We start from the raw sequence: 24,076 nt of genomic DNA, 5'->3' as shown, positions 1-24,076 counted from the left end.
CGGTCAGGCGCTTTTGCGCGGTTCTTCTTCTTCCTTATCGAGTTCAGCCTTGATTTGCGCGGCTTTCCTCGTTCTCGGGCGCATAGAACACCATGCGCTGGCCGAGCGCGCCTTCGATGGCGTAGGAAGTGTGCCGTAAATCGACGCGCCCCACATCTTTGACATTGATTGAATGAGACGCCTCGAAGCGGTCTATAATGTCCGGACTTTGCCAGCATTCGTCGAAGATCGGGCAAAGCTCGCGGGCGTCGCCGATGAGCTGGTCGAAAAATGCACGATCCTTGGCGCGGCTGTAATCCCAGCGCAGGCGCGCCGTCAGGCGGCGAACCATGCGGCGATATTCGTCCGGCTCGTGTTTATAGGCGTCGGACGTCAGCAGGATCTTGAAGAGATTGCGCTCGCTGGGCGGGACGGCGCCGTAATCGCGTAGCACTTTCGTCACCAGCTTGTTCCATCCGATGACGGACCAATGTTCATTCATGACGATGGCCGGCACGTCCACAGTGTCGAGAAGCAGACGCGTGCCTATGCTGATTTCGTTATGAAGGTTGGGGCTGAGCGGCGAGGGGCGGCCCTGCGCCAGTTGGAACAGAAACTCCCGCTCCTTGTCGTCGAGCCGCAGGACGATGGAGAGATTTTCGAGGACTTCCGTTGAGGGGCGAATGTCGCGTCCCTGTTCGAACCAAGTGTACCAGGTAAGGCTGATCCCGGCGAGACTCGCCACCTCCTCGCGCCTGAGGCCCGGCGTGCGCCGACGCCCGGAAGCGGTGATGCCGTAATCTTCCGGATTGAGCCGTTGGCGCGCGTTTCTCAGGAACCGCGAGATCTCTTTCTTATTTTGTTCCATGATTATCGTAGTATTCATAATAGTACCGGAGTTCGCCTGCGCGAGACCGCATTTTCTTGCGACTATTCCAGAAACCGGTTCCGGGCTTGTTCCGCCCCGGTGGAGTTCCACTAGCCCTAGAGTGAGGAAACCCGCGGAAAACCGCGCTACTTCCTGTTCCAGCAGGAGACGCGTTTTCCTGAAAACAAACGCTGGCATGGAGGCGGTTTTGACAGACAAGGTGTTCATTACGTGCGCGGTGACCGGCTCCGCGCCGCTTCCCGATCACCCGAATTTCCCGATCACGCCGCGCCAGATCGCAGACGAAGGACTCGCCGCCGCTGAGGCCGGGGCGTCGCTCCTGCACATCCATGTGCGCAATCCCGAAACAGGCGGCATGTCGACGGAGCTGGAGCATTACCGGGAGGCGGTCTCCCTGATCCGCGAGAAAAACAGCGAGGTGATTTTCAACGTCACCACGGGGCCGGGCTGCACCTGGATGCAGAGCGACGAAGACCCGAAAATGCCGGCGGAAGAGAGGACGATGATGTTCACCGCCGAGAAGCGGCTTGAGCACATTCTCGATCTGAAACCGGAAATGTGCACGCTCGATATCTGCACTATGCAGCTCTGGGGCGGCGTCGCCATCAATCTCGATCCGATGATCACGCGCATGGGCGCCATGATTCAGGACGCTGGCGTGCTGCCGGAAATCGAATGTTTCGAAGCCGGCGATTTTGTTTTCGCCGACGACCTTATGGCCAAGAACGCGATCCCGAAAAACGCGCCTTTTTCATTCGTGCTCGGAACGAAATACGGCCTGCCAGCGACGACGGACGCGATGGTTTATGCAAAGAACCAGATCCCCCGCGGCGCGCGTTTTACCGGGTTCGGCGTCAGCCGGCATTCCTTCCCCATGGCGGCGCAGTCGGTGCTGCTTGGCGGCAATGTGCGGACCGGGTTTGAAGACACGATTTACCTGAAGCGCGGGCGCAAGGCGGATGACAACGCCGATCTCGTCAACTGGAGCGTCGAACTGATTGAAAGACTCGGCCGCGAAGTGGCCACGCCCGGCGAAGCGCGCAAAATGCTCGGCCTCGCTGAATAGTCGGGCGGATAGTCAGTAAGACGCAAGGGAAGGAAGAGAGAAGTGACGGACGTCAAAGGCAAGGTCGCATTCATTACAGGCGGCGGCTCCGGGGTCGGGCTCGGTCAGGCGGAAGTGTTCGGCAAGGCGGGCGCGAAGATCGCCATCGCCGACATCCGGGACGATCATCTCGACAGCGCAGTGAAAGAGCTTGGCGAAAAAGGCGTCGAGGCGACGCCGGTGAAGCTCGACATCACCGACCGCGACGCCTACGCCCGCGCCGCCGACGATGTCGAGGGTAAGCTTGGCCCGGTGCAGCTTTTGTTCAACACGGCGGGCGTGTCGATCTTCGGCGCATTGCAGCAGGCGACGCCCGAAGACTGGGAATGGCAGATAGACGTCAATGTCTATGGCGTCATTAACGGCGTGCAGACATTCCTGCCCCGCATGCTGAAATGCGGCGACGACTGCCATATCGTCAACACGGCGTCGATGTCGGCCTTTGTGGCGCTACCGGGCACCGGAATTTATTGCACCACGAAAATGGCGGTGCGCGGTTTTACCGAATGCCTCGCCATGGACTTGAAAGACACTGCGGTCAAAGTCTCCATGCTGTGCCCCGGGGCGGTCGATTCAAACATCCATGAGGCCGTAAAGACGCGGCCGGCGCATCTTCAGAACACGGGCTATTACGGCGAAGACCCAACGGTGATGGCGCATTTGAAAAAAGTCATCGAGGTCGGTATGAAGCCCGCCCGTCTTGCTGAATATGTGCTGCAAGGGGTCGAGAAGGACGAACTCTATATTCTTCCCTATCCTGAGTTCCGAAAGACGCTAGAAGACATTCACGCCCGAGTGATGGCGGCGCTGGCGAAACCGGAGGACGATCCGGAATATGAAAAGCGCGTCTCCCACGGCGTTCCCGGAGGAGGCGGCGATTAAGACGCGGGCCGGAAGGCCATCACAAAAACAACTGAAAATCATCCTGATTGGAAATGATCGGGAGCGGAATAGGTGCGCGCATGTCCACTGTGATTGCGCTCCTGTTCATTGTCATGCCCCGTAACCGGGGCTAGCGTGATCGAGAAATATAACAACAACCCATAAGGCGAGGGAAACGTGGAACAGGGGCTGCAGACAACGAAAAAGGGACCTGTTTATCAGTTCGTCCTGGTTGCGCTTTTAAGTCTTAATTTCGGCATTGTCTTTTTCGACCGCAACGCGCTCAACTTTTTGATGCCGTATGTGCAGCCGGATCTTAATCTCACCAACACCCATGTGGGCATTCTGGCTTCGGCGCTTTCCCTGACCTGGGCGATCGCCGGCTTTCTCATCAGCGCGGCCTCCGATAAGGCGGGCAACCGCAAGGGCTTCCTGATCGTCGCGATTTTCGTTTTCTCGCTGTGCTCGTTTCTCTCCGGGCTGGCGACGTCGTTCCTGTTGTTGCTCGGCGCAAGGCTTTTGATGGGAGCCGCGGAAGGGCCGATCAATCCGATCTCGCAGACGCTGGTGGTGCGCGAGGTCGATCCGCGCCATCGCGGCCTCGCCATGGGGGTGATGCAGAATTTCGGCTCGAACTTTTTCGGGTCCTTCGTCGCGCCTGTGGTGCTCGTGGCGATTGCGGCCGCCTGGGGCTGGCGCACGGCGTTTTTCCTCGCCGGCGTGCCGGGGATCATCACGGCGCTTTTGATCTGGAAATTCATCGAGGAGCCGCCGGAAGAAGCCAAAAAGAAAGAGGGCCCTGACCGGCTGACCCTGAAAGAGGCTTTCTCCTATAAGAATATTGTCGTCTGTTCGTTCGTTTCCGTGTTGCTGGTTTCGTTTCTGGTTATCACCTGGGCGTTCATGCCGCTTTATCTGACGCAAGTGAAAGGCGTCGAACCGGAAACCATGGGCTGGCTCATGGGCACGCTTGGCATTTCGGCGACCATCGGCAGTTTCGTCGTGGCGGGTCTTTCCGACCGGATCGGACGCAAGCCGGTGCTAGTGGCCATTCCCTTCATGGGCGTCATTCTGCCGCTTGGCGCGATGTTTTACGACGGTTCGGTCTGGATGCTCGCTGTCATGTTCTTCTTTGGCTGGGCGCTGAACGGGTGTTTTCCTTTGTTCATGGCGACGGTCCCCTCCGAGACGATCGATTCCGCACATGTGGCGAGCGTCCTGGCGCTGGTGATGGCGACCGGCGAGGTCTTCGGCGGCGTCTTGTCCCCTTTCATAGCGGGTCTTGCGGCTGATACATTCGGGCTTCAAGCGCCGCTTTGGATGATTTTCGGTCTTGCGATCATCGCGGGGTTTGCGGCCATGGCGCTCACGGAAACGGCGCCCATCAAGCGGGCCAAGACGCAAGCCGCGGCCGCATAGTTACTGCGTACGAATTAGGATAGAGGAGACAGGATATGGCGAAAGTAGGCGATGCGACCATGAAGGCGCCGGAATCGGGCGATTTCAAAATCGTCGATGTGCCCGAGCCGTTTAAAGAGCTTATCCAGCGGCGCGGCGTCGAAGGCAGCTATGTGGGCGACAATGACGTGGAAAGCCCCTGGGTGCCATTCGGCGAAAACGCGGCGATCCGTTATCTCGCCTTTGACGTCCGCAACAACTGGGTCGGCAACGTGCTCTGGGTGAAATCGCCCGGCGTCGTCTCGACCCACAAGCACCGCGGGCAGGTCCTGATGCTTTGTCTCGAAGGCAGCTTCCGTTATCTCGAATATGACTGGGTGGCTTATCCCGGCGCGTTTATTCACGAGATGCCCGGCGAAGCGCATACGCTGGTCACCGACGATCCAAACGGCGTGAAGCTGTTCGGCTGGATGCAGGGCGCCAACGAGTTCTACGATGAAGAAGGCAATCTCATCGACACGGTCGATGTCTGGTGGTTCCTCGATCACTATGAAAGCTACTGCGAGGAGCAGGGCATCCCGGTCAACAAGCAGCTTTATATTTAAGCGCCGAAAAGGAGAGCGATCATGAGCGGCATTGGCGCGGTTACGAAATCGAATTCGAATTACAAAATCATCGACGTCCCGGAAAACCACAAGAAGGTTCTCGACCGGCATCTCGTGCCCGGCGGTTTCGTCGGTCACGAAGAAGTGGACAGCCCGTGGGTGCCTTTCGGGGACAATGCGGCGATCCGGCATCTCGCTTTCGACGTCCGCCAGAACTGGTACGGCAATATTCTCTGGATCAAGGAGCCCGGCGTCATCGGCACGCACAAGCACCGCGGGCAGGTGATCATGATGTGCCTCGAAGGCAGCGTGCGGTATCTCGAATATGACTGGCTGGCCAAGCCCGGCGATTTCATCTCTGAGGCGCCGGGGCAGGCCCACACGCTCGTCACCGAACATCCGCAAGGCGTGAAGCTCTTCGGCTGGATGCAAGGCTCTAACGAGTTTTACGATGAAAACGGCGAGCACATCGAAACCCTCGATGTGTGGTGGTTCATCAACCACTATGAGACTTATTGCCGGGAGAACGGCCTGCCGATCAACGAACAGCTTTACCGGTAAGACTTTCTTCCCCCGCTCCCGCCGAAAGGCGTGATTCTTCAATTGTGCGCCTTCGCGCACAGGGGAAGTTCCCGCGAAGCGTGGGATGGGGGGGCGTCCACCCCCTCCAGTCCTTCGGACCACCTCCCCCGCAAGCGGGGGGAGGAAGTTCACGCGTTATTTCTTATAGCGCTTGGCGTCCATTTCTTTGCGTGCTTCCTGATATTTCATCATGGCGGCGTGGCGCTTGGCCTGGCCTTCCTTGTCGCTGTCAATCGGCGGCAGGGCGTCGAGCACCTGTTTGAACGCCATCTCCAGCATCGGACGGGCTTCGGGATAGGGGATGATGTAGAACTGTTCTTTTTCCATGGCGTCTTTGACATGGCCGGCGAGTTCTTCCGGGTCCATGCCTTGCGCGTAAATCTCGCGTAACGCCGCGATCTCAGCCTCATCGACTTCATAGCCTGAATTGGAAAGATGGGCGGGCCGCGTATCGACGGACTCGGCGATGTTGGAGCGGATATTGGCCGGGCACAGCACCGAGACGCCGATGCCGTAAGGCGTCAGGGCGTCGCGCATGGCCATGGTGATGCCGTGTACGGCGAATTTCGAAGCAGAATAGATGCCCGCGACGCTCGCCGCTACGAAACAGCCGAGAGACGAGGTGTTGACGATATACCCACCTTTTCCGCGTTCGATGAGGCGCGGGACGAAGGTCTGCATGCCGTTGACGACACCGTCGAAATTGACGCCCATGATCCAGTCGTAATCGTCATAACTTGCTTTTTCGAGCGGGCCGAAGATCGACACCCCCGCCGTGTTGAAGAGGAGGTCGACCGGCGCGAAATCTTTCTCGACCTTGTCCGCTGTCGCCGCATAGGCCTTGCGGTCGGTGATGTCGAGTTCGACGCCGTAAGCATCGATGCCGCGCGCTTTCAGTTTGTCGAGCGCCTCGTCTACAGCGTCCTTGCGAATGTCAGCGATTACGATACGACAGCCCGCATCGCCGAAAACGCAGGCTTGGCCGAAGCCCGCGCCGGAGGCGCCGCCGGTGATGAACGCGGTTTTTCCTGCAAAATCCTTCATTGTCTTGTCCTTGATTTAATAGCCGACCGTAAAGCGCTTGCCCTGATGTTTCGGGGTTTCCGCTTCGTCGATCATCGCAACGGCGTAATCTTCATAGCTGATGTGGCTGTTGCCTTCCGCGTCCTTTAAAACGACGTCGTCGCCAAGGCGGAATTTGCCGGTGCGCTCGCCGGGGCCGATCATGATCGAGGGCGAGAGATAGGTCCAATCATCGGTTCCCGATTCGACAAGCTTGTTTTTCACCTGGCGCGCCGGCTCGGCTTCGATTTTGACTTCTTCCGGAAAACCCGGCGTGTCGATAAGGGCGGTTCCGCCGGGCCCGGAGAGCAGAGACGCCGCGCCGCCGACGATGAGCAGCCGCGGCGCGTCCGACTTGCGGAAGGTTTCAATCGCCTTGCCGTAATCGAAATCCTTGAAACGCAGGGAATAGATCACTGCGTCGTGGCCGTTGAGGATCGAGGCCGCTTCGTCGCTCAGAATATCGGCGGCGGCGACATGGAGATTATCTTGTTCTGGCAGACCGTCCGTCTTGCGGGCGAGAGCGGTCACTTCATGGCCGCGGGAAAGGGCTTCGGCGGTCAGCCGTTGGCCGACATTGCCGGTTGCGCCGACGATGGCGATTTTCATCTGAACCTCCCGTTAAGTCGATTGCGTCTGACCAGAGCCTAGGGGCCGCTTGGCGCGCTTCGCCACCGCCTGCGAAACAACTGTTGAGCCCAGGGGGCGGGAGAGGGTCCCGTGCGTTTCTGCTCCGCCTTGCGCGAAAAGAAAAAACCCTTTGCGCCGTGAGGCGCAAGAAGGCCCGCTTGAGCCCGTATCGGCGGCCCAAACAACTGGCGAAGAGGCGCAGTTCATTTATACTTTCCGCGACTTGCAAAGGAGGTCCGCCGCCGCCGGCTCGCCGTCAGGCGGGAGGCTAAGGCTTTTGATTTGCGCTGCAACAACATGAAAACCGCCGAAGGCTTCAATGTTTTAAAGGCGGGTAGGTCAGTGTTCGGGAAGGGACCGATTTATGGACATCGCCGCTGAGGCCGACAAGGCTGAAGACGAAGCGCCGAAAATCGACGAAGAGGCGTATCCGCCGCCCGCGCAAGGCTGGTATTGCGTCGCTATTCTCGCGCTTGCGGTGATGGTTAATTTTCTCGACCGCGGGATTCTCACCCTTCTGGTCGAGCCCATCAAAGCCGACCTTGGTTTGACGGACGTCCAGATGGGCCTCGTCATGGGCTTTGCGTTCACGTTCTTTTACGCTGTCCTTGGCCTGCCGGTGGCGCGCATGGTGGACCGCAAGAGCCGCAAGCACATTATGGCGGTCGGCATCGCGATCTGGAGCGTGATGACGGCGATGTGCGGGCTTGCCGGCAATTTCTGGCATTTGTTTCTGGCGCGGGTCGGCGTCGGCGTCGGCGAGACGACGAGCGGGCCTTCGGCCTATTCGCTACTATCCGATTACTTTCCGCCGCATAAATTGCCGCGCGCGATTGCAGGCATGAATCTCGGCTTTGTCGCCGGGTCCGGCCTCGCCATGATCATCGGCGGCGCGGTCATCGGCCTAGTGGGCACGAGCGCGGGCTACGATCTGCCTTTCGGCATTCATCTGCGCGGCTGGCAGGTTGTGCTTGTCCTCGTCGGCGCGCCGGGGCTCGTCGTTTCCGGGCTGATGCTGACCGTCAAAGAGCCCAAGCGCCGCGGCGTGGTGCAGAAAGAATCGAGTCCGATCACGGAAGTCTTTCAGTTTCTTTTCTATCATTGGAAAGTCTATGTTCCGCTCTTTGTCGGACTTGCGCTGCGCTCGGTGCAGATGTTTGGCATGCAGATGTGGGGGCCGGCCTTTTATGGCCGCACCTATGGATGGTCGCCAGAGCTTATCGGCTATGTGTCGGGTTTTAGCTTGCTTGTCGCCATGCCTATCGGCCTTTTCACGGGCAGTTGGATCGCCGAGCGCTGGTGGAAGAATAAAGTCTATGATGCAAATATCCGCGTGGTCGTCTACTCGACGGCGATCGCCGTTCCGCTCGCGATGCTTCAGCCGCTGATGCCGACCCCATGGCTTGCGGCGGGCATGGCTCTTGTTGCTGCGGCGTTTGCCGGCATGGCGGCGCCGGTCGAAAATGCGGCCTTGCAAAGCGTGACGCCGAACCAGTTGCGCGGGCAGATGACTTTCCTTTTCCTTTTTATCATGAATGTTGTCGGCATGGGGCTTGGTCCTTTGATCGTGGCGACATTCACGGACCTTGTGTTCTCGGAAGCGAATATCCGCTATTCGATCTTCCTGACCGCGACTTTGATGGGTCCGCCTGCGGTTTTCGTCTTCTGGTACGGCATGAAGCCTTATGGCCGCGCCATGGCGGCGGGCGGCGTTCTGCCGCCGCCGCCTTCTTTGAAAAATAAATCAACCTAACGTTAGGAAAGACTCATGTCCGACGAAAAAAAACTCAAGAAACTCGAAAAGAAACTCGACGCATTGGAGGATGAAGTGGGAAGGCTTCGCGATGTCAACGACATCCGCAAGCTGCAATACGCCTATGGCTACTTCATCGACAAATCGCAGTATAATGAAGTTGCCGACCTTTTCTCCGATGACGGCGAAGTCTGGTTTCTTGGCGGCATTTACAAAGGCAAGAAAGGTGTCGAACGCCTTTATATCGAGCGCTTCCGCACGCAATTTACAGACGGCCATAACGGTCCGCGGTATGGCTGGCTGCTCGACCATCCGCAATTACAGATGATCATCGACGTCGCCGAGGACCGGAAAACCGCCAAAGCGCGCGGGCGTTCCATGATGCAGGCAGGCACCCATGAAACCGCCGCGGGACAACAGCGCCAGTGGTGGGAAGGCGGCATTTACGAAAATGAATATGTCCGCGAAGACGGCGTCTGGAAAATCAAAAGGCTCGGTTATTTCCCGCACTGGCACGGCAGTTTTCAGGAAGGCTGGGGCAAAACGCCGATCGATTTTATTCCCATGGCCAAGGTCTGTTATCCCGAAGACCCGCTCGGTCCGGACGAACTAATCGATCCGGCGCCGCGGCTCTGGCCGGCGACGGACGTCGTGCCGTTCCATTATGAGCATCCGGTGACGGGCAAGCCGATCAAGATCGACAACAGCCGCGCAAGAGAAGGCTTTAAGGACTGACGATGAAACCCGAAGACCGTTGCGCCATCGAATGGGAGTGCGCGCGCCTCATCCATCATTACGCCAATCTGACCGACGCCCATGACTGGGAGGCGATCGTCGCGCTTTACACCGAAGACGGTTTGATGACGCGCCCCACTGCGCCGGACGACCCGATTGTCGGCAGGGACGCGCTCATGGAGGCGTTTACATCCCGTCCGCCGCGCATCAGCCAGCATGTCTGCGCCAATGTCGTGGTGACGGTGGAAAGCGAAAGTGAAGCTTCCGCCTACAGCGTCATCCTGCTCTTCACCGGCAAGGAGGCTGAGGATGGCGGCTTGCCGCATAAGAATGACGGCCCGCTGGTCGGTTATTACAAGGACCGGTTCAAGCTGACGCAGGAGGGCTGGCGGTTCAGCGAGCGGCGCGGCGCCCTGACTTTCAGGCCGTAATCATGGCTGCGTTTTTTCAAAGAAGGCTCCGCATTGAGTGGGGCTGGTGCGATCCGGCGGGCATCGTTTTCGCGCCGCGCTTTATCGATATGTTCAGCGAGAACACCGTTCAGATGTTCGAATTCGCCGGCCTGCCGAAAAAGCGCGACATGCGTGAAGCTATGGGCGTCGTCGGCTATCCGCTGGTCGATTTGCAGGCGCGGTTCGTGCGCCCGGCCGCTTATGGCGACGATGTGATTGTTGAAAGCGCGGCGCCGGACTTCGGCCGCTCGAGCTTCACCATCGCGCACCGCATCCTCTTGGGTGATTCCGTTTGCGTCGAGGGAACTGAAAAACGCGTCTGGACGGTCTATGACGAGGTCGCGCCGGGCGGGATCAAATCGGCGCCGACGCCGGAGGACGTGCGGCGCCTGTTTCAAAAAACGTAAGAGGAGGAAACCCGCGATGATGGAAAGCGTTGACGCCCAGATTTCTTATCTAAAGCCCACATCGCTTGTGAACCGACGTTTCTGGGCTCCGGGCGAAGAGGTGAACACCGGCGAATATGAGCCATATCCGGTCGTTATTCGCAATGCTCGTCAGGCTTCGAAACCTTTTACGCTTGATGAGCATGGCTTCGCCATCGCCGATTATCCCACAAAGCTCGATGACTTTGAAAATAAAGAACGCATCGAGGAAATCTATTTCCCTGAAATCAAGAAAATCGCCATGGAAATGACCGGCGCCGATCATGTGGCGATCATGGGCGGGCAAATCCGTTCAAGCGGTCAGACCGGCGACGTCATCCAGCCGCCGGCGGCGGAAGCCCATGTGGATTTCAACGAATTCACGTCGCAGAAAATCGCGAAGACGCTCTACGACAAAACCGCGCAGGACGGGTCCGGTTACGACCGCTTCATCATCTTCAGTCTCTGGCGCGTCTTGAGCGATCCGCCGCAGGACTGGCCGCTGGCGCTGTGCGAAGCGGCAAGCGTCAAGGACGATGAAGGCGTTTCCAATGTCAAGGTCGACGTCGACGAGATCCCGCCTTATGAAGAGCGCTTCAAACCGATCCCGGGCGAAGAGGAAATGGTCGCGGCGACGATCTTCTTTCATAACCCTGAACACCGGTGGTGGTACTACCCGGATATGACGAAGGACGAAATCGTCTTCATCAAGTTTCACGATTCCGACCATTCACGCGCCTGGCGCACGCCGCATACGGCGTTTCATGATGCTGGCCGTGAAGGCGCGAAGCAGCGCCAGAGTTTCGAAGTGCGCGGGATCGCTTATTTCTCGAAAGAACGGAGTTAATCTGGTGAGCAAAATCGATACGACGCATGTTGGCAGCCTTCCGCGCGGGCCCGAACTGGTCGAGCCGCTGTTGGCGCGCGATCATGGCGAAGAATACGACGTTGAAGAATTCGACCGTCTTGTGCAGGCGGCCATCGACGACGCCGTGGCGAAACAGGTCGAAGCGGGCGTCACCATCGTCAGCGACGGCGAATTGGGCAAGGTCGGCTATTCGACCTACATGACGGAGCGTCTCGAGGGCTTTGGCGGGCATATCGACCGCAAGCCGGCGCGCGATCTCGCCGCGCATCCCGATCTCGTCAAAAAACTGTCGGCGATCATGGGCTCGCAGGAATTCACCCGCGCCGCCTGCATCGGGCCGGTGAAGCTGAAAAACCTCGAACCGGCGCATGAAGACGTCCGCCGTTTCAAGCACGCCATGGAAAAGAACGGCAAAGGCGTCAAAGGATTTCTGAACGCCGCCTCGCCGGGGCTCATCACCGCTTTTCAGCCGAACCAGTATTATCCGAGTCACGAAGCCTATCTCGCCGATCTTGCGACGGCCATGCGCCCGGAATACGAGGCGATTATCGAGGCCGGCTTCGATCTGCAATTCGACTGTCCCGACCTCGCCATGTCGCGGCATACGGGTTACCAAGACGCCAGCGACGAAGAGTTCCTGAAAATCGCCGAAGCCAATGTGGAGGCGTTGAACGCCGCCACCGAAGGCTTTCCCGCGGATCGCCTGCGCATGCATGTGTGCTGGGGCAATTACGAAGGCCCCCATGATTGCGACATCTCGTTGGAGAAAATCATCGACATCATTTTGAAGGCGCGCCCGGCCACCATCCTCTTCGAGGCGGCGAACCCGCGTCACGAACATGAATGGGCCGTATGGAAAGAGACGAAAATTCCTGACGAGAAAAAACTCGCGCCTGGCCTTATTGATACGTGCTCGAACTATGTGGAACACCCGCAGCTGATTGCCCAACGCCTTGAACATTTTATTCCCATTGTCGGCAAGGATCGCGTTATCGCCAGCACCGATTGCGGCTTCGGCACCTTCGCCGGTTACGGCAAGATCGATCCGGACGTCACCTGGAAAAAGCTGCGCGCGCTGCGCGAAGGCGCGGACATCGCGGCGGCGGCTTGACGCTCAGTACACGTGCTAATGCGGCTGGCCGCGCATGACGCGTCGCGCCAGCTGCAACCCTTCACGATTAAGCCTCGCCCATGATGTTTTCTGGACGATTATATTGTTTCGATTCTAATTATATGCTTTCTATTGTTCTGAATCCAGCGTTGAGAAAGGGTTTCAGGCTGCTCAACACGCCTGCTCTTGTATAAAAAGAAGCAACTATACGTCCGGGAGGGAAGTTATGGCGGAGCCAGCGACCGCTGAGCCGTATAAGCCGCGTTATCGCAATTACGTCCTGTTCGTTCTTTTTCTGGGCTATGTCGTGAACGCCATGGACAGGGCGATCCTCGGCGTGTTGCTGCCGCCGATCCAACAAGAATTCTCACTGAGCTACACCCAGCTCGGCTTGCTTGGCGGCCTTTCCTTCGCGCTTTTTTACGCCACCTGCGGCATTCCCATCGCGGCGCTTGCAGACCGGACAAGCCGTAAATGGATTCTCGCTTCTTCCATCGGTTTCTGGAGCATCATGACCGCCCTTTGCGGCCTGGCGCGCAACTTTCCCATGCTGTTGGCCGCGCGCGTCGGCACGGCCATCGGTGAGGCGGGCGGGTCGCCGCCTTCGCATTCTCTGATTTCAAATTATTTTTCCTTGCGAAGCCGTGGCACGGCGCTGTCGATCTATGCTTTGGGCGTGCCGCTCGGCGGGATGATCGGGCTTTACCTCGGCGGTCACGGCAATGACTGGTGGGGATGGCGCACAACCTTCATTGCAGCAGGGCTTCCCGGCCTGATTGTCGCGGCTCTCGTCGCCTTCACGGTGAAAGAGCCGAAGCGCGCAGACCCGCCGGCGGCCAAGTCGCGCAACCCCTTTGCCGCCTTTAAATTCGTCATCGCGCGTCCCGCCTTCCTGAATATGGCGCTCGCCGCCGCCATGCACGCTTTCGTCTGGTACGGCGCCGCCAATTTCAATTCGGTCTTTCTCGTCGAAAGCCACGGTATGACCACGAGCCAGATCGGCACCTGGCTGGCGATGTTCTCTTTTGTCGGCGCCTTCGGCACGTTTTTCGGCGGCTATCTTTCCGACTGGCTTTCAAGGCGGTTCGAGGATGAACGGTTTTACATGTGGGTGCCTGGCATTGCCGTGATCATCTGCGTGCCGTTTCAGTTCCTGGCCTATCTCAGCGATGAGACCATCATTGTCATGCTGTCCTTTGCAACCAACGCGTTCTTCGCCTCGATCTTCTTCGGGCCGTCCTTCGCCATGGCGCAGTCGCTTGTCGGTCCCAATCAGCGGGCGCTGTCGGCCTCCCTGCTGCTTTTCATCCAGACCATGATTGGTCTCGGTCTCGGGCCGCTCTTCGGCGGAGTGCTGTCAGACTTCTTCACGCCCTATTTTGGAGAGAGCGCTTTGCGCTATGCGCTGGTCACGCTCGTCCTGTTTAACCTTTGGGCCGGTTTGCATTATTATCTGGGCTCGCGCACCGTGCGGCGGGACATCGCCGCCGCCAAACAGGAAGAATAACCGGCTGGCCGCCGGACGCGCGGGCGAGCGCGGGGACGGATCGGATAATGAAAGTCTTGCTGACCCGGCGATGGCCGAAAGCCGTGGAGGATCATCTCTCAGCGCGTTTCGACGTTACGCTGAATAAAGACGATACGCCGATGAGCGCCGCCGAGCTGTCAGCGGCCTTCGACGCTTATGACGTCATTTGTCCCACGGTCTCCGACAAGCTTGACGCCGGCGTCATCGGCGAGGCCGGACGCCGCGCCAAGCTGCTCGCCAATTTCGGCGTCGGTTTCGACCATATCGATATCGCCGCCTGTGAAAAGGCAGGCGTTAAGGTTGCGAACACGCCGAGCGTCTTGACCGATGCGACAGCGGACCTCGCCATGACTTTGATGCTGATGGCCGCCCGGCGCGCCGGCGAGGGCGAACGGGAAGTGCGGGCGGGAGCGTGGACGGGATGGCGCCCGACGCATCTGCTCGGGCGTTCTGTCACGGGCAAAACGCTGGGCCTTGTGGGCTTTGGGCGCATTGCGCAGGCGACGGCGAAGCGCGCGCGCGACGGCTTCGGCATGACCATCGTCTATTTCTCCCGCCGCGCCGCGCCGGAAGAGGCAACGCGCGCTCTCGACGCGAAAAGAATGGAGACGCTGGACGCCTTGCTGGCGACAAGCGATTTCGTTTCGCTGCATGTGCCGGGCGGGACGGAAACGCAAAACATGATCGGCGCGGCCGAACTCGCGCGCATGAAGCCCGACGCGGTTCTCATCAATACGGCGCGCGGCGGCGTCGTCAATCATGATGCGCTGGCGACAGCGCTGAAAGAAGGCCCGCTTGCGGCGGCCGCGCTCGATGTTTATCCGCAAGAGCCAAAGGTTCCAGAAGCGCTTCTGGCGCTCGAAAACGTCGTCCTCATGCCGCATCTCGGCAGTGCGACGGAAGAAACCCGTACGGCCATGGGGATGCGCGCGGCGGCGAATGTCGAGGCCTTTGCGTCCGGCGCCGCCCTGCCGGACCCGGTCGTCTGAGCTATGAGCAGTGAAGCGTCAGCCCCTTGCATTGATGCGTTGATCGCCGCGGGAAAACTTCCCGATTCCTATCGCATTCTGGTTGACGCCTATTGGCGCCCGCTTGCGGTGAAAATCGCTGGATGGCGGCGCGAGAAAAACCGGCCGATCATTGTCGGCGTCAATGGCGGGCAGGGCAGCGGAAAGACGACCGTCTGCAAGTTTCTCGAAAAATGCCTTTTGCCGGAGCAGGGCCTCGCCGCTGTCACAGTTTCGCTCGATGATTTTTATCTTCCGAAGACGGATCGTTCCGAACTCGCAAAAAACACGCATCCGCTTTTTGCAACCCGCGGCGCGCCGGGAACCCACGACGTGGCGGAGATGGGCCGCATTTTGAAAGCATTGAAGGCCGGCGTCGCAGTCACAATGCCGGTCTTCGACAAGTCGTGTGACGACCGCGCGCCGGAAAGCGAGTGGCGGCGCATCGAGTACGGTCCGGATATCATTCTCTTCGAAGGCTGGTGCGTCGGTGCGGCGGCGCAGGACGAAGAGGCCTTGACGGCGCCGGTGAACAGGCTTGAGCGCGAAGAGGATGCGGACGGCGTCTGGCGCGCTCGGGTCAATGAGCGGCTGGCGTCTGACTATCAGACGGTGTTCGCCCTGATCGATTATCTCGTCATGTTGCGCGCGCCGGACATGGAGACCATTCTGGAAAACCGCCGCGAGCAGGAGCGTAAATTGCGCGAAGGCCGTCCCGGGGCCGAAGGCGTGATGAGCGACGGGCAAGTCGCCCGCTTCGTGCAGTTCTACGAACGCCTTACGCGCCATATGCTGGCTGAAATGCCCGCCCGCGCCGATCTCGTCTTCGATCTTGAGGAATTGCGCCAGCGTCAGGGCGAATAAAGGCCAGTGATTTCCGTGATGGGACGCATATCGGCTATGCGCATGATTATCGCCCCTGAATCAGGAGGCCCCCTGTGGAAAACTCCACATCGGGGCCTTTCCAGCGGCATTCTTTTTCTGGCAAAAGAAAGACTTGTTTTGCACATGGTGTTATGCCGCCGCCCTGAAGGCCCGGAACGTTTCAGAAGAGGGAAAAGATGAAAACGAGAGCCGCGATCGCCGTCGAACCGAACAAGCCGCTGGTTATTGAAGAGGTGGATCTGGAAGGTCCCAAGGCCGGCGAAGTGCTGGTCGAGATTATGGCGACCGGCATTTGCCACACCGACGCCTATACCCTGGAAGGCAAGGATAGCGAAGGCATCTTCCCCTCGATCCTCGGCCATGAAGGGGCGGGGATCGTGCGCGAGGTCGGCTCCGGCGTGACCAGTGTCGAGCCCGGCGATCACGTCATTCCGCTCTACACCGCCGAATGCCGTCAGTGCAAAACCTGCCTGTCGCAGAAATCGAACCTGTGCACCTCGGTGCGCGCGACGCAGGGCAAGGGCGTCATGCCCGATGGCACCAGCCGCTTCTCCTGGAAAGGCGAAACGCTCTATCACTATATGGGATGTTCGACATTTTCGAACTTCACCGTCTTATCAGAATATTCAGTGGCGAAAATCCGCAAGGACGCGCCTTTCGACAAGGCCTGCTATATCGGCTGCGGCGTGACGACCGGCGTCGGCGCCGTTGTCTGGACGGCTGGCGTCGAGCCCGGCGCCAATATTGCGGTGTTCGGCCTTGGCGGCATCGGCCTCAACGTCATTCAGGGCGCGCGGCTTGTCGGCGCCAACAAGATCGTCGGCGTCGATATCAATCCGGAAAAGCGCAAGATGGGCGAATATTTCGGCATGACCGATTTCGTCAATCCGAAGGAAATCGGCATGGACAATGTCGTCGACAAGGTGATCGAACTCACCGGCGGCGGCGCGGATTACACCTTCGACTGCACCGGCAACACAGACGTCATGCGCCAGGCGCTTGAATGTTGCCATCGCGGCTGGGGCGAGTCGATCATCATCGGCGTCGCCGAAGCCGGCAAGGAAATCTCGACGCGCCCGTTCCAGCTGGTGACGGGCCGGGTCTGGAAAGGCACGGCCTTTGGCGGCGCGCGCGGGCGCACCGACACGCCGAAAATCGTCGACTGGTATATGGACAAGAAGATCGAGATCGATCCGCTCATCACGCACACCATGCCGCTCGAGGACATCAACAAGGCTTTCGACTTGATGCATGAAGGCAAGTCCATCCGGTCCGTGGTGGTTTACTGATTTTCACTGAAGGCGCGTTCCGCCGTCCGGCTGCTGACGGCGGGAAGAGGTTTATGGAGCAGTTGGGTTTCCGCGCTAAAGATGGCGCGGACCAGTCAGGAGCACGATAATGTCGATCTATACGCATATCACTGTCGGTACGAACGATCTCGAACAGGCGTCGAAATTTTATGACGCCGTGTTTGGCGCGCTGGGCGTTAAAAATCTCGGCGCGTTCGGCGACAGCGCCGTCGCCTATGGCGTTGAGGCGCCTGAATTTCTTGTGCTGAAGCCAAGAGATGGAAAGCCCGCCACGCACGCCAATGGCGGCACGATCGGGTTCGTCGCGCCGTCGCGCAAAGCTGTGCACGCCTTTCACGAAGCGGGCTTAGCCAATGGCGGCGTCTGCGAAGGCGAGCCGGGCCCGCGCGAGGTCATGCCGAACGCTTATGCGGCGTATCTGCGTGATCCAGACGGCAACAAGATCTGCACCTACTGCATGGCTGCGGAGTAGGACGGTTTGACATATGCGCCGCGCGGCTTTTGAGTCGCGCGGTTTTTGTTACGGAAAGATGAGGCAGGACATGGAACAGAAGTCAGCGGTGAAATCCTTCGGCGGAACGCAAGGCGTTTATTCCCATGCGTCCGAGACCCTTTCCTGCGACATGAACTTTGCGGTTTATGTTCCCGAAGGGAAGGGGCCGTTTCCGGTGCTTTACTGGCTGTCGGGCCTCACCTGTACGGAAGAAAACTTCATCACCAAGGCCTGCGCGCAGCGCGTCGCCGCCGAGCTGGGGCTCGTCATTGTCGCGCCGGACACCTCTCCGCGCGGGGAAGGCGTGCCTGACGATCCGGACGGCGCTTACGATTTTGGGCTCGGCGCGGGGTTTTATCTGAACGCCACTGAAGAGCCATGGTCGACGCATTACAAGATGTACGACTATGTGACGAAGGAGCTGCCGACGCTGATCGAAAAGGAATTTCTTGTCGACGCCGCGCGCGCCGGGATTTTCGGGCATTCCATGGGCGGGCACGGGGCCATGACCATTCATCTGAAAAACTCGGCCACGTTCAAAACCTGCTCGGCTTTTTCGCCCATCGTCGCGCCGTCGCAGGTCCCCTGGGGCAAGAAAGCCTTCTCGAATTATTTGGGACCTGACGAAAAAACCTGGATCGACTATGACGCGGCGGCGCTCGTCTCCGCCCGGCCAAGCGATGCGGAAATTCTGATAGATCAGGGAACGGCGGACAATTTCCTCGAAGAACAGTTGAAGCCGGAGATATTTGCCGAGGCGGCGACCAAGGCGGGCCAAAAATTCACCCTGCGCATGCAGGAAGGCTATGACCATTCCTATTATTTTATCGCCAGCTTCATTGAGGATCACCTTCGCTGGCATGCTGGGCGGCTCTGATTTTTAGCGGCCAATTTCATAAGCTCATAAACATATAAAGAAGTCTAAGTGGTAGTTTTACTACCACTTGCGTTTCGATGCGATCTGCGTTGAAACCATGCCCTGTGGGACAGCAGTGGGATTTGGGTCGCCGATCCGCCCGCCATCCATCGCGGTTTCTGCGCTTTTCAGCTGCAAGCCGTTGATTTGAAATAAATTTTGAAAGGACCGTATCGTCATGAAGACACCGCCATTTCGCGCCGACCATGTGGGCAGTTTCCTACGTCCGAAAGAACTGACCGAAGCCCGGGCTCAATTCAAAAGCGGCGACATTTCAGCGGCGGAGCTTCGCGCAGTCGAAGACGAAGCGATCAAGGGCGTCGTCAAGTTCCAGGAAGAGCTGGGCCTTAAAGGCATCACGGACGGCGAATATCGCCGGCGCTTCTTCCATGTCGATTTCCTGACTCAGCTCGACGGCGTCGTCGAGGAAGGCGGCATGTCCAAGAAATTCCAGAATGCCAAGGGCGAAGTCGATTTCGCCCCGCCGGCCATGAAGGTCAACGGCAAGGTCCGCCATTCCAAGCCGGTCGAGCTTGAGAATTTCAAATTTTTGAAATCGATCACCAAGCAGACGCCGAAAGTGACGATCCCGTCGCCGACTATGCTGCATTTCCGCGGCGGCCGGAACGCGGTCGACGAAACAGCCTATCCGGACATGGAAGAATTCTACGCGGATGTGGCGAAAGCCTATCAGGAGGAAATCACTGCGCTCGCCGACGCGGGCTGCGCCTATCTCCAGCTTGACGACACCAACCTCGCCTATCTGTGCGATCCGGAGCAACGCGAAGGCGCGCGCCAGCGCGGCGAGGATCCGGACGAGCTGCCGCGCATGTATGCGAAGTGGATTAACGAAGCGATCAAGACAAAGCCCGACAATATGCGCGTGGCGATCCATCTGTGCCGCGGCAATTTCAAAAGCTCCTGGGCGGCCGAAGGCGGCTATGAGCCGGTCGCCGAAGTCCTCTTCAACGAGCTCGGCGTCGACGGCTATTTCCTCGAATATGACGACGACCGTTCCGGCGATTTCCGCCCGCTCCGGTTCGTGCCGAAAGGCAAAACGGTTGTTCTTGGCCTTGTGAGCACCAAGCTCGGCGAGCTTGAAAAGAAAGAGGACATTGTCCGGCGCATTCACGAGGCGGCGGAATATGCCGATCTCGATCAGCTCGCCCTGTCGCCGCAATGCGGCTTTTCTTCGACCGAACACGGCAACGACATCCTGGTCGAGCAGCAGGCGGCCAAAATGCGCTTCATCATCGACGTGGTGAACGACGTCTGGGGCGGTTTCTAAGACGATTTTACGCGGGCGTTTCTGAAAAGAGACGCCCGCGTTCCGTCAGGAAAACTGAAATGAGCGCCGCAAACCCGAGCAGCGCGAAAGCGGCGACGATAGGAATGGCCGTGCCGTCATAAAAACGCGCCGCAAAGCCGCCGATAAGCGACGATCCCGTCATGGTGGCGAAGCCGTAAACCGCCGATGCCGTGCCCGCCATATTGCCCATGGGCTCCATGACGATGGAGCTGAAATTGGCGTTGATGAGGCCCATTGCGAAAAACGCCGGGATCAAGAACAACATGAAGCTGATGATCGTCCCGCCGCCGGTGAGCGACAAATGCATCGCATTGGCGGCGTGGATAAGAGCGAGCGCCACAAGCGCGCCGTGAGACAGACGCCGCGTGCCGATGCGGCGGACAAGGCGTGAATTTAACATGGCAGCGGCGCCGACGGCGAGAGCGGCGCTCCCGATCGCAAGCGGGAATTTCGCACCGAGCCCGTATGTCTCCACATAAACCTGCTGAGCCGAAATGATATAGGTCATCAGCGTGCCCATGATGCAGGCGTTTGCGAACGTATATCCCACAGCGACGCGGTGCGAGAAAAAGAAACGGAGCATGCCGCTGATCGCGCTGAGGCGTAAGGGCTGGCGGTCTTCCGGCGCCAGCGTTTCCGGCAGGCGCCACAACACCCAGGCGAGCTGGATCGCGCCATAAGCAAACAATACGACGAAAACATAACGCCAGGGGGCGACAAACAGGATGAGCTGGCCGATGCCCGGGGCAATGATCGGCGAAATCATGCCGACGGTCATCGCCATGGACATGATGCTGGCCATTTCGCGCCCCTTGAAGAGGTCGCGCACCAGCGCCAGCGCCACAACCCGTCCGCCGGCGGCGGCGACGCCCTGCAGCGCCCGGCCCGCAATGAAAAAGGAATAATGGGTCGCGATCACGCAAAGCAGCGTCGCGGCGATAAAGCCGGAGATCGACCAGGTGAAGACCGCGCGCCGGCCGAAACGGTCGGAAAGGGGACCGTAGAAAAGCTGCGCGACGCCCGAGCCCAGGAGGAAAACGGTGACCACGAGCTGGCGGTCGTTTTCATTGGCGAGGTTGAAATCGGCGCTGATGTCGCCAAGGGCGGCGAGCATCATGTCGATGGTCAGCGCCGTCAGCGCCATGACCGAAGCGGTGAGGCCGACAAGCTCGATTTTTGAAAGCGAGGCGCGCTTGTCTGCCTGCGAAAATTGGGTGCGCGCCATATTATGTCGGTCCATAAAAGGGCGGGTGTTAAAGACCCGCCCTAACCATTGGCATAGGTCTTAGGCCCCGGCGAACTCTTCCGTATCTATTTCCGCTTGCGTTCCGGCCGGATAACGCGGCCCGGAAACCGTGTTCTGATTGATCAGCGTTTCGACGCGGGACACGATCTCGGCGCTGAGCTCCACATCGCCGGCGGCGATGTTCTCCTCGAGATGGGCTATGGAAGTGGTGCCGGGAATGGCGTGAATGTGCTGTCCCTTTGATAATGTCCATGCGATGGCGAGTTGCGCCGGGGTGATGTCTGCTTCCTTGGCGATGCGGCGGAATTCCGGCAGGAGCACGGCGTTTTGCGAAAAATGCGGCTCCTGAAAACGCGGCATGCCGCGGCGAATGTCCTTCTCGGCGAAATTCTCAGGATCGAGATCGCCGCCGCCGAGAAAGCCGCGCGCCACAGGCGAGAAGGCGACAAAGGCGGCGCCGAGGTCGGCGCAGGCGTCGATAACGGCGATTTCCGCATTGCGCGACCAGAGCGAGTATTCCGACTGCACGGCGGCGATGGGATGAACCGCATGGGCTTTGCGCAACGTCTCGGCGGAGACTTCCGAAAGGCCGATGGCCCCGACCTTGCCGGTTTCGACAAGGCGCGCCATTTCGCCGACGCTGTCTTCGATGGGCACCTCGTTCAGCTTGTCAAAGCGGTGGAGATACCAGAGATCGATCCGGTCGGTTTGCAGGCGCCGGAGCGAATCCTCCAGCGTGGCGCGCAGCGCTTCTGGGCGGCCGTCAATGACGCGCTTGCCGTCGACGCCTTGCATGCCGCATTTGCTGGCGAGCAGGATGTCGTCGCGATAAGGTTTCAACGCCGGGCCGACCAGCTCTTCATTGCGGCCGAATCCATAAAGCGCCGCTGTGTCGAAATGATCGACGCCGAGTTCAATCGCCTTGTGCAACAGCTTAACGCCGTCTTCGGGCGAGGGCGGATGACCGTAGGCATGGCTTAAATTCATGCACCCGAGGCCGATCGGATTGACGGCGTGTCCGGCAAGGCGGCGTTTCATGGTCATGGCTCTTGATGCCCCTGCTTGTCTGACATTCAGTCTTGCGCTTTCAACTGCTCCTCAAGATCGTAGAGCGTTTTGTAGCAAGGCAACACTTGCGCGACGCTGGAGTTTGGTTCGCGTCCTTCCTTGATGGCGGCGAAGAACTCCCGGTCCTGCAATTCGATGCCGTTCATGGAAACATCCACGTTCGAGACGTCAACAGGCTCTTCCCTCCCGGTCACGAGATCGTCATAGCGGGCAATGTATGTGCCGTTGTCGCAGATATAGCGGAAGAAGGTGCCAAGCGGCCCGTCATTATTGAAGGACAGGGACAGGGTCAGGATCTTGCCTTTCTCCGTCTTGAGCTGGATCGACATGTCCATGGCGATGCCGAGCTCCGGATGGATCGGGCCCTCGATGGCGTTGGCGACCGTGATCTTCTCGCCGGTCTGATACTGGAAGAGATCGACCGTATGCGCCGCATGGTGCCACAGAAGGTGGTCCGTCCAGGACCGCGGCTCGCCCTTGGCGTTCATATTTTTGCGGCGGAAAAAGTAAGTCTGCACGTCCATCTGCTGGATCGCGAGCTCGCCCGCCGTGATCTTGTTGTGAACCCATTGATGCGACGGATTAAACCGGCGCGTATGGCCGACCATGCAGACAAGGCCGGTTTCTTTTTGCTTTTTCATTACGGCCTCGGCGTCGGCCCATGAGTCGGCGAGCGGGATTTCCACTTCTACATGTTTGCCGGCGTCCATGCATTGGATCGCTTGCTCTGCGTGCATTTGCGTTGGCGTGCACAGGATCGCCGCCTCGACGCCGGGCTGTTCCAGCGCTTCGGAAAGCTCCGTGGTCGCGTGAGGAATGCCGTATTCGTCGGCGACTTTCTGCGTGGGCTCGAGGCGGCGGCCCACGATGGAGACGACTTCCACGCCGTCGATGTTTTTGATGCCGTCGAGATGTTTAAGGCCGAAGGCGCCGGCGCCGGCGAGAACTACTTTCATTCTATCGGTCCTTTCTTGCTTGCGTTGCGTTTAGTCTTGCGGGTCGAGAACGATATGGCCGAGCGCGGTGTTCGAGGCGGCCACATGATAATGGCGATGCAGCTCTTTCACCTTGTCGCCGAGCGCGCCGCGCATGATCAGCCACATGACGAGCTCAATGCCTTCCGAGCCCGCTTCACGGAGATATTCGATATGCGGCATCTTGCGTAAACGTTCGGGATCGGCGCTGAGGTCGTCGAGGAATTTCTGGTCCCATTCCTTATTGATCAGGCCGGCTCGCTTGCCTTGAAGCTGGTGGCTCATGCCGCCGGTGCCCCAGACCTGGACTTTCAGGTCCTCCGGGAAGCTTTCAACCGCGTCGCGGATCGCCTTGCCCAAATTATAGCAGCGATTGCCCGTCGGGGGCGGATAGGTGACGACATTCACGGCGAGCGGAATGATCTTGCAGGGCCACTCTTCCGGCTGACCGAACATCAGGGAAAGCGGCACGGTGAGGCCGTGATCCACATCCATATTGTTGATGATGGTCATGTCGAATTCATCGAGGATGCAGCTTTGGGCGATATGCCAGGCGAGATCGGCGTGGTTTTTCACGACCGGCACCGGGCGCGGGCCCCAGCCTTCGTCGGCCGGTTTGAACTCGTCCGCGCAGCCTATGGCGAAAGTCGGAATGAGATTCATGTCGAAAGCGCTGGCGTGGTCATTATAGACCAGGATCACCACGTCCGGCTTGTTTTCCGGTTTCAGGATCCATTCTTTCGTCCAGTCGAAACCGGCGAAGGCGGGCTTCCAGTAGTCTTCTTCGGTCTTGCCGAGATCAACCGCCGCGCCGATGGCCGGAACGTGACTTGATGCAATGCCTGCAGTGATGTGGGCCATTAA

The 24,076-nt window shown here is 59.0% G+C and carries 26 protein-coding genes; 18 read left to right on the top strand and 8 right to left on the bottom strand.

Going from position 1 to position 24,076, the window contains the following annotated elements:
• Positions 1-43: 43 nt before the first annotated feature.
• The gene (locus CW354_RS15845) at positions 44-847 is read right to left on the bottom strand and encodes a helix-turn-helix transcriptional regulator (protein ID WP_165793762.1); all 804 of its coding nucleotides are present in this window, start codon (positions 845-847) and stop codon (positions 44-46) included.
• 208 nt (positions 848-1,055) lie between these two features.
• On the opposite strand from CW354_RS15845, the gene CW354_RS15840 reads away from it, so the two are divergent.
• The 5 genes from CW354_RS15840 (at position 1,056) to CW354_RS15820 (ending at position 5,419) form a co-directional block, all read left to right on the top strand.
• A complete protein-coding gene (locus tag CW354_RS15840; protein WP_104831103.1) occupies positions 1,056-1,934 on the top strand; it encodes a beta-keto acid cleavage family enzyme in 879 nt (292 codons plus the stop codon).
• Positions 1,935-1,976: 42 nt separating this feature from the next.
• On the top strand, positions 1,977-2,855 hold the full coding sequence (locus tag CW354_RS15835; protein WP_104831055.1) for an SDR family NAD(P)-dependent oxidoreductase: 879 nt from the start codon (positions 1,977-1,979) through the stop codon (positions 2,853-2,855).
• A 177-nt stretch (positions 2,856-3,032) separates the two neighbouring features.
• Complete coding sequence (locus tag CW354_RS15830) at positions 3,033-4,274, top strand: MFS transporter (RefSeq protein ID WP_104831054.1); 1,242 nt, start codon at positions 3,033-3,035, stop codon at positions 4,272-4,274.
• 35 nt (positions 4,275-4,309) lie between these two features.
• Positions 4,310-4,858: a 2,4'-dihydroxyacetophenone dioxygenase family protein gene (locus CW354_RS15825; protein ID WP_207764846.1), complete on the top strand. Its 549-nt coding sequence runs from the start codon at positions 4,310-4,312 to the stop codon at positions 4,856-4,858.
• Between the two features lie 21 nt (positions 4,859-4,879).
• Positions 4,880-5,419 (top strand): 2,4'-dihydroxyacetophenone dioxygenase family protein, encoded by a 540-nt coding sequence (locus CW354_RS15820; RefSeq protein WP_104831053.1) that lies wholly within the window; start codon positions 4,880-4,882, stop codon positions 5,417-5,419.
• A gap of 156 nt (positions 5,420-5,575) precedes the next feature.
• On the opposite strand, the gene CW354_RS15815 is transcribed toward CW354_RS15820, so the two are convergent.
• Positions 5,576-6,484 carry an SDR family NAD(P)-dependent oxidoreductase gene (locus tag CW354_RS15815; RefSeq protein ID WP_104831052.1) on the bottom strand — a complete coding sequence of 303 codons (909 nt, stop codon included), beginning with the start codon at positions 6,482-6,484 and terminating at the stop codon, positions 5,576-5,578.
• Positions 6,485-6,499: 15 nt separating this feature from the next.
• Positions 6,500-7,111 carry an NAD(P)-dependent oxidoreductase gene (locus CW354_RS15810; protein WP_104831051.1) on the bottom strand — a complete coding sequence of 204 codons (612 nt, stop codon included), beginning with the start codon at positions 7,109-7,111 and terminating at the stop codon, positions 6,500-6,502.
• 385 nt (positions 7,112-7,496) lie between these two features.
• Between CW354_RS15810 and CW354_RS15805 the strand changes: the two genes are divergently transcribed.
• The 12 genes from CW354_RS15805 to fghA all read left to right on the top strand — a co-directional run bounded on the left by CW354_RS15805 (position 7,497) and on the right by fghA (position 18,576).
• Positions 7,497-8,885 (top strand): MFS transporter, encoded by a 1,389-nt coding sequence (locus CW354_RS15805; RefSeq protein ID WP_104831050.1) that lies wholly within the window; start codon positions 7,497-7,499, stop codon positions 8,883-8,885.
• 15 nt (positions 8,886-8,900) lie between these two features.
• The gene (locus tag CW354_RS15800) at positions 8,901-9,620 is read left to right on the top strand and encodes a nuclear transport factor 2 family protein (RefSeq protein ID WP_104831049.1); all 720 of its coding nucleotides are present in this window, start codon (positions 8,901-8,903) and stop codon (positions 9,618-9,620) included.
• Positions 9,621-9,622: 2 nt separating this feature from the next.
• Complete coding sequence (locus CW354_RS15795) at positions 9,623-10,051, top strand: nuclear transport factor 2 family protein (RefSeq protein ID WP_104831048.1); 429 nt, start codon at positions 9,623-9,625, stop codon at positions 10,049-10,051.
• 2 nt (positions 10,052-10,053) lie between these two features.
• Positions 10,054-10,479 carry an acyl-CoA thioesterase gene (locus tag CW354_RS15790; protein ID WP_104831047.1) on the top strand — a complete coding sequence of 142 codons (426 nt, stop codon included), beginning with the start codon at positions 10,054-10,056 and terminating at the stop codon, positions 10,477-10,479.
• A 16-nt stretch (positions 10,480-10,495) separates the two neighbouring features.
• Positions 10,496-11,344, top strand: a complete 849-nt coding sequence (locus CW354_RS15785) for a CmcJ/NvfI family oxidoreductase (protein ID WP_104831046.1) — start codon at positions 10,496-10,498, stop codon at positions 11,342-11,344.
• A 4-nt stretch (positions 11,345-11,348) separates the two neighbouring features.
• On the top strand, positions 11,349-12,476 hold the full coding sequence (locus tag CW354_RS15780) for a cobalamin-independent methionine synthase II family protein (protein WP_207764845.1): 1,128 nt from the start codon (positions 11,349-11,351) through the stop codon (positions 12,474-12,476).
• Between the two features lie 226 nt (positions 12,477-12,702).
• Positions 12,703-13,983, top strand: a complete 1,281-nt coding sequence (locus tag CW354_RS15775; protein WP_104831044.1) for a spinster family MFS transporter — start codon at positions 12,703-12,705, stop codon at positions 13,981-13,983.
• Between the two features lie 47 nt (positions 13,984-14,030).
• Complete coding sequence (locus CW354_RS15770) at positions 14,031-14,993, top strand: 2-hydroxyacid dehydrogenase (protein WP_104831043.1); 963 nt, start codon at positions 14,031-14,033, stop codon at positions 14,991-14,993.
• 3 nt (positions 14,994-14,996) lie between these two features.
• Entirely contained in the window at positions 14,997-15,875 is an 879-nt protein-coding gene (locus tag CW354_RS15765) for a kinase (RefSeq protein WP_104831042.1), read from the top strand.
• Positions 15,876-16,072: 197 nt separating this feature from the next.
• Positions 16,073-17,185, top strand: coding sequence for an S-(hydroxymethyl)glutathione dehydrogenase/class III alcohol dehydrogenase (locus CW354_RS15760; protein WP_104831041.1), 1,113 nt, complete (start codon positions 16,073-16,075; stop codon positions 17,183-17,185).
• Between the two features lie 109 nt (positions 17,186-17,294).
• Positions 17,295-17,678, top strand: coding sequence for a VOC family protein (locus CW354_RS15755; RefSeq protein WP_104831040.1), 384 nt, complete (start codon positions 17,295-17,297; stop codon positions 17,676-17,678).
• A 70-nt stretch (positions 17,679-17,748) separates the two neighbouring features.
• Positions 17,749-18,576 carry an S-formylglutathione hydrolase gene (gene fghA, locus CW354_RS15750; protein ID WP_104831101.1) on the top strand — a complete coding sequence of 276 codons (828 nt, stop codon included), beginning with the start codon at positions 17,749-17,751 and terminating at the stop codon, positions 18,574-18,576.
• A gap of 60 nt (positions 18,577-18,636) precedes the next feature.
• On the opposite strand, the gene CW354_RS23515 is transcribed toward fghA, so the two are convergent.
• Positions 18,637-18,795: a hypothetical protein gene (locus CW354_RS23515; protein ID WP_165793760.1), complete on the bottom strand. Its 159-nt coding sequence runs from the start codon at positions 18,793-18,795 to the stop codon at positions 18,637-18,639.
• On the opposite strand from CW354_RS23515, the gene CW354_RS15745 reads away from it, so the two are divergent.
• On the top strand, positions 18,794-19,903 hold the full coding sequence (locus CW354_RS15745; protein ID WP_104831039.1) for a 5-methyltetrahydropteroyltriglutamate--homocysteine S-methyltransferase: 1,110 nt from the start codon (positions 18,794-18,796) through the stop codon (positions 19,901-19,903). The two genes, CW354_RS23515 and CW354_RS15745, sit on opposite strands and share 2 nt — an antisense overlap.
• Before the next feature lie 7 nt (positions 19,904-19,910).
• On the opposite strand, the gene CW354_RS15740 is transcribed toward CW354_RS15745, so the two are convergent.
• The 4 genes from CW354_RS15740 to CW354_RS15725 are packed head-to-tail and all read right to left on the bottom strand — an operon-like array spanning position 19,911 to position 24,073.
• Entirely contained in the window at positions 19,911-21,149 is a 1,239-nt protein-coding gene (locus CW354_RS15740; protein ID WP_165793759.1) for a multidrug effflux MFS transporter, read from the bottom strand.
• A gap of 60 nt (positions 21,150-21,209) precedes the next feature.
• Positions 21,210-22,208 carry an aldo/keto reductase gene (locus CW354_RS15735; protein WP_104831100.1) on the bottom strand — a complete coding sequence of 333 codons (999 nt, stop codon included), beginning with the start codon at positions 22,206-22,208 and terminating at the stop codon, positions 21,210-21,212.
• 35 nt (positions 22,209-22,243) lie between these two features.
• Complete coding sequence (locus CW354_RS15730) at positions 22,244-23,194, bottom strand: Gfo/Idh/MocA family oxidoreductase (RefSeq protein WP_104831037.1); 951 nt, start codon at positions 23,192-23,194, stop codon at positions 22,244-22,246.
• A 30-nt stretch (positions 23,195-23,224) separates the two neighbouring features.
• A complete protein-coding gene (locus tag CW354_RS15725) occupies positions 23,225-24,073 on the bottom strand; it encodes a class III extradiol dioxygenase subunit beta (protein ID WP_104831036.1) in 849 nt (282 codons plus the stop codon).
• Positions 24,074-24,076: the final 3 nt, after the last annotated feature.

The sequence above is a fragment of the Hyphococcus luteus genome (assembly GCF_002943565.1).
GTDB classification, from domain to species: domain Bacteria; phylum Pseudomonadota; class Alphaproteobacteria; order Caulobacterales; family Parvularculaceae; genus Hyphococcus; species Hyphococcus luteus.
The sequence above is the reverse complement of the archived record's forward strand: the minus strand, read 5'-3'. Positions and strand labels throughout refer to the sequence as shown.

Excerpts from the sequence above, each read along its gene's own strand:
- CW354_RS15770 (WP_104831043.1), top strand. The coding sequence starts at position 14,031 with ATGAAAGTCTTGCTGACCCGGCGATGGCCGAAAGCCGTGGAGGATCAT.
- CW354_RS15765 (WP_104831042.1), top strand. The coding sequence starts at position 14,997 with ATGAGCAGTGAAGCGTCAGCCCCTTGCATTGATGCGTTGATCGCCGCG.
- CW354_RS15740 (WP_165793759.1), bottom strand. The coding sequence starts at position 21,149 with ATGGCGCGCACCCAATTTTCGCAGGCAGACAAGCGCGCCTCGCTTTCA.
- CW354_RS15815 (WP_104831052.1), bottom strand. The coding sequence starts at position 6,484 with ATGAAGGATTTTGCAGGAAAAACCGCGTTCATCACCGGCGGCGCCTCC.
- CW354_RS15775 (WP_104831044.1), top strand. The coding sequence starts at position 12,703 with ATGGCGGAGCCAGCGACCGCTGAGCCGTATAAGCCGCGTTATCGCAAT.
- CW354_RS15725 (WP_104831036.1), bottom strand. The coding sequence starts at position 24,073 with ATGGCCCACATCACTGCAGGCATTGCATCAAGTCACGTTCCGGCCATC.
- CW354_RS15795 (WP_104831048.1), top strand. The coding sequence starts at position 9,623 with ATGAAACCCGAAGACCGTTGCGCCATCGAATGGGAGTGCGCGCGCCTC.
- CW354_RS15745 (WP_104831039.1), top strand. The coding sequence starts at position 18,794 with ATGAAGACACCGCCATTTCGCGCCGACCATGTGGGCAGTTTCCTACGT.
- CW354_RS15785 (WP_104831046.1), top strand. The coding sequence starts at position 10,496 with ATGATGGAAAGCGTTGACGCCCAGATTTCTTATCTAAAGCCCACATCG.
- CW354_RS15810 (WP_104831051.1), bottom strand. The coding sequence starts at position 7,111 with ATGAAAATCGCCATCGTCGGCGCAACCGGCAATGTCGGCCAACGGCTG.
- CW354_RS15805 (WP_104831050.1), top strand. The coding sequence starts at position 7,497 with ATGGACATCGCCGCTGAGGCCGACAAGGCTGAAGACGAAGCGCCGAAA.
- CW354_RS15735 (WP_104831100.1), bottom strand. The coding sequence starts at position 22,208 with ATGAAACGCCGCCTTGCCGGACACGCCGTCAATCCGATCGGCCTCGGG.
- CW354_RS15825 (WP_207764846.1), top strand. The coding sequence starts at position 4,310 with ATGGCGAAAGTAGGCGATGCGACCATGAAGGCGCCGGAATCGGGCGAT.
- CW354_RS15730 (WP_104831037.1), bottom strand. The coding sequence starts at position 23,194 with ATGAAAGTAGTTCTCGCCGGCGCCGGCGCCTTCGGCCTTAAACATCTC.
- CW354_RS15755 (WP_104831040.1), top strand. The coding sequence starts at position 17,295 with ATGTCGATCTATACGCATATCACTGTCGGTACGAACGATCTCGAACAG.
- CW354_RS23515 (WP_165793760.1), bottom strand. The coding sequence starts at position 18,795 with ATGACGATACGGTCCTTTCAAAATTTATTTCAAATCAACGGCTTGCAG.
- CW354_RS15845 (WP_165793762.1), bottom strand. The coding sequence starts at position 847 with ATGGAACAAAATAAGAAAGAGATCTCGCGGTTCCTGAGAAACGCGCGC.
- CW354_RS15820 (WP_104831053.1), top strand. The coding sequence starts at position 4,880 with ATGAGCGGCATTGGCGCGGTTACGAAATCGAATTCGAATTACAAAATC.
- CW354_RS15800 (WP_104831049.1), top strand. The coding sequence starts at position 8,901 with ATGTCCGACGAAAAAAAACTCAAGAAACTCGAAAAGAAACTCGACGCA.
- CW354_RS15760 (WP_104831041.1), top strand. The coding sequence starts at position 16,073 with ATGAAAACGAGAGCCGCGATCGCCGTCGAACCGAACAAGCCGCTGGTT.
- CW354_RS15790 (WP_104831047.1), top strand. The coding sequence starts at position 10,054 with ATGGCTGCGTTTTTTCAAAGAAGGCTCCGCATTGAGTGGGGCTGGTGC.
- fghA (WP_104831101.1), top strand. The coding sequence starts at position 17,749 with ATGGAACAGAAGTCAGCGGTGAAATCCTTCGGCGGAACGCAAGGCGTT.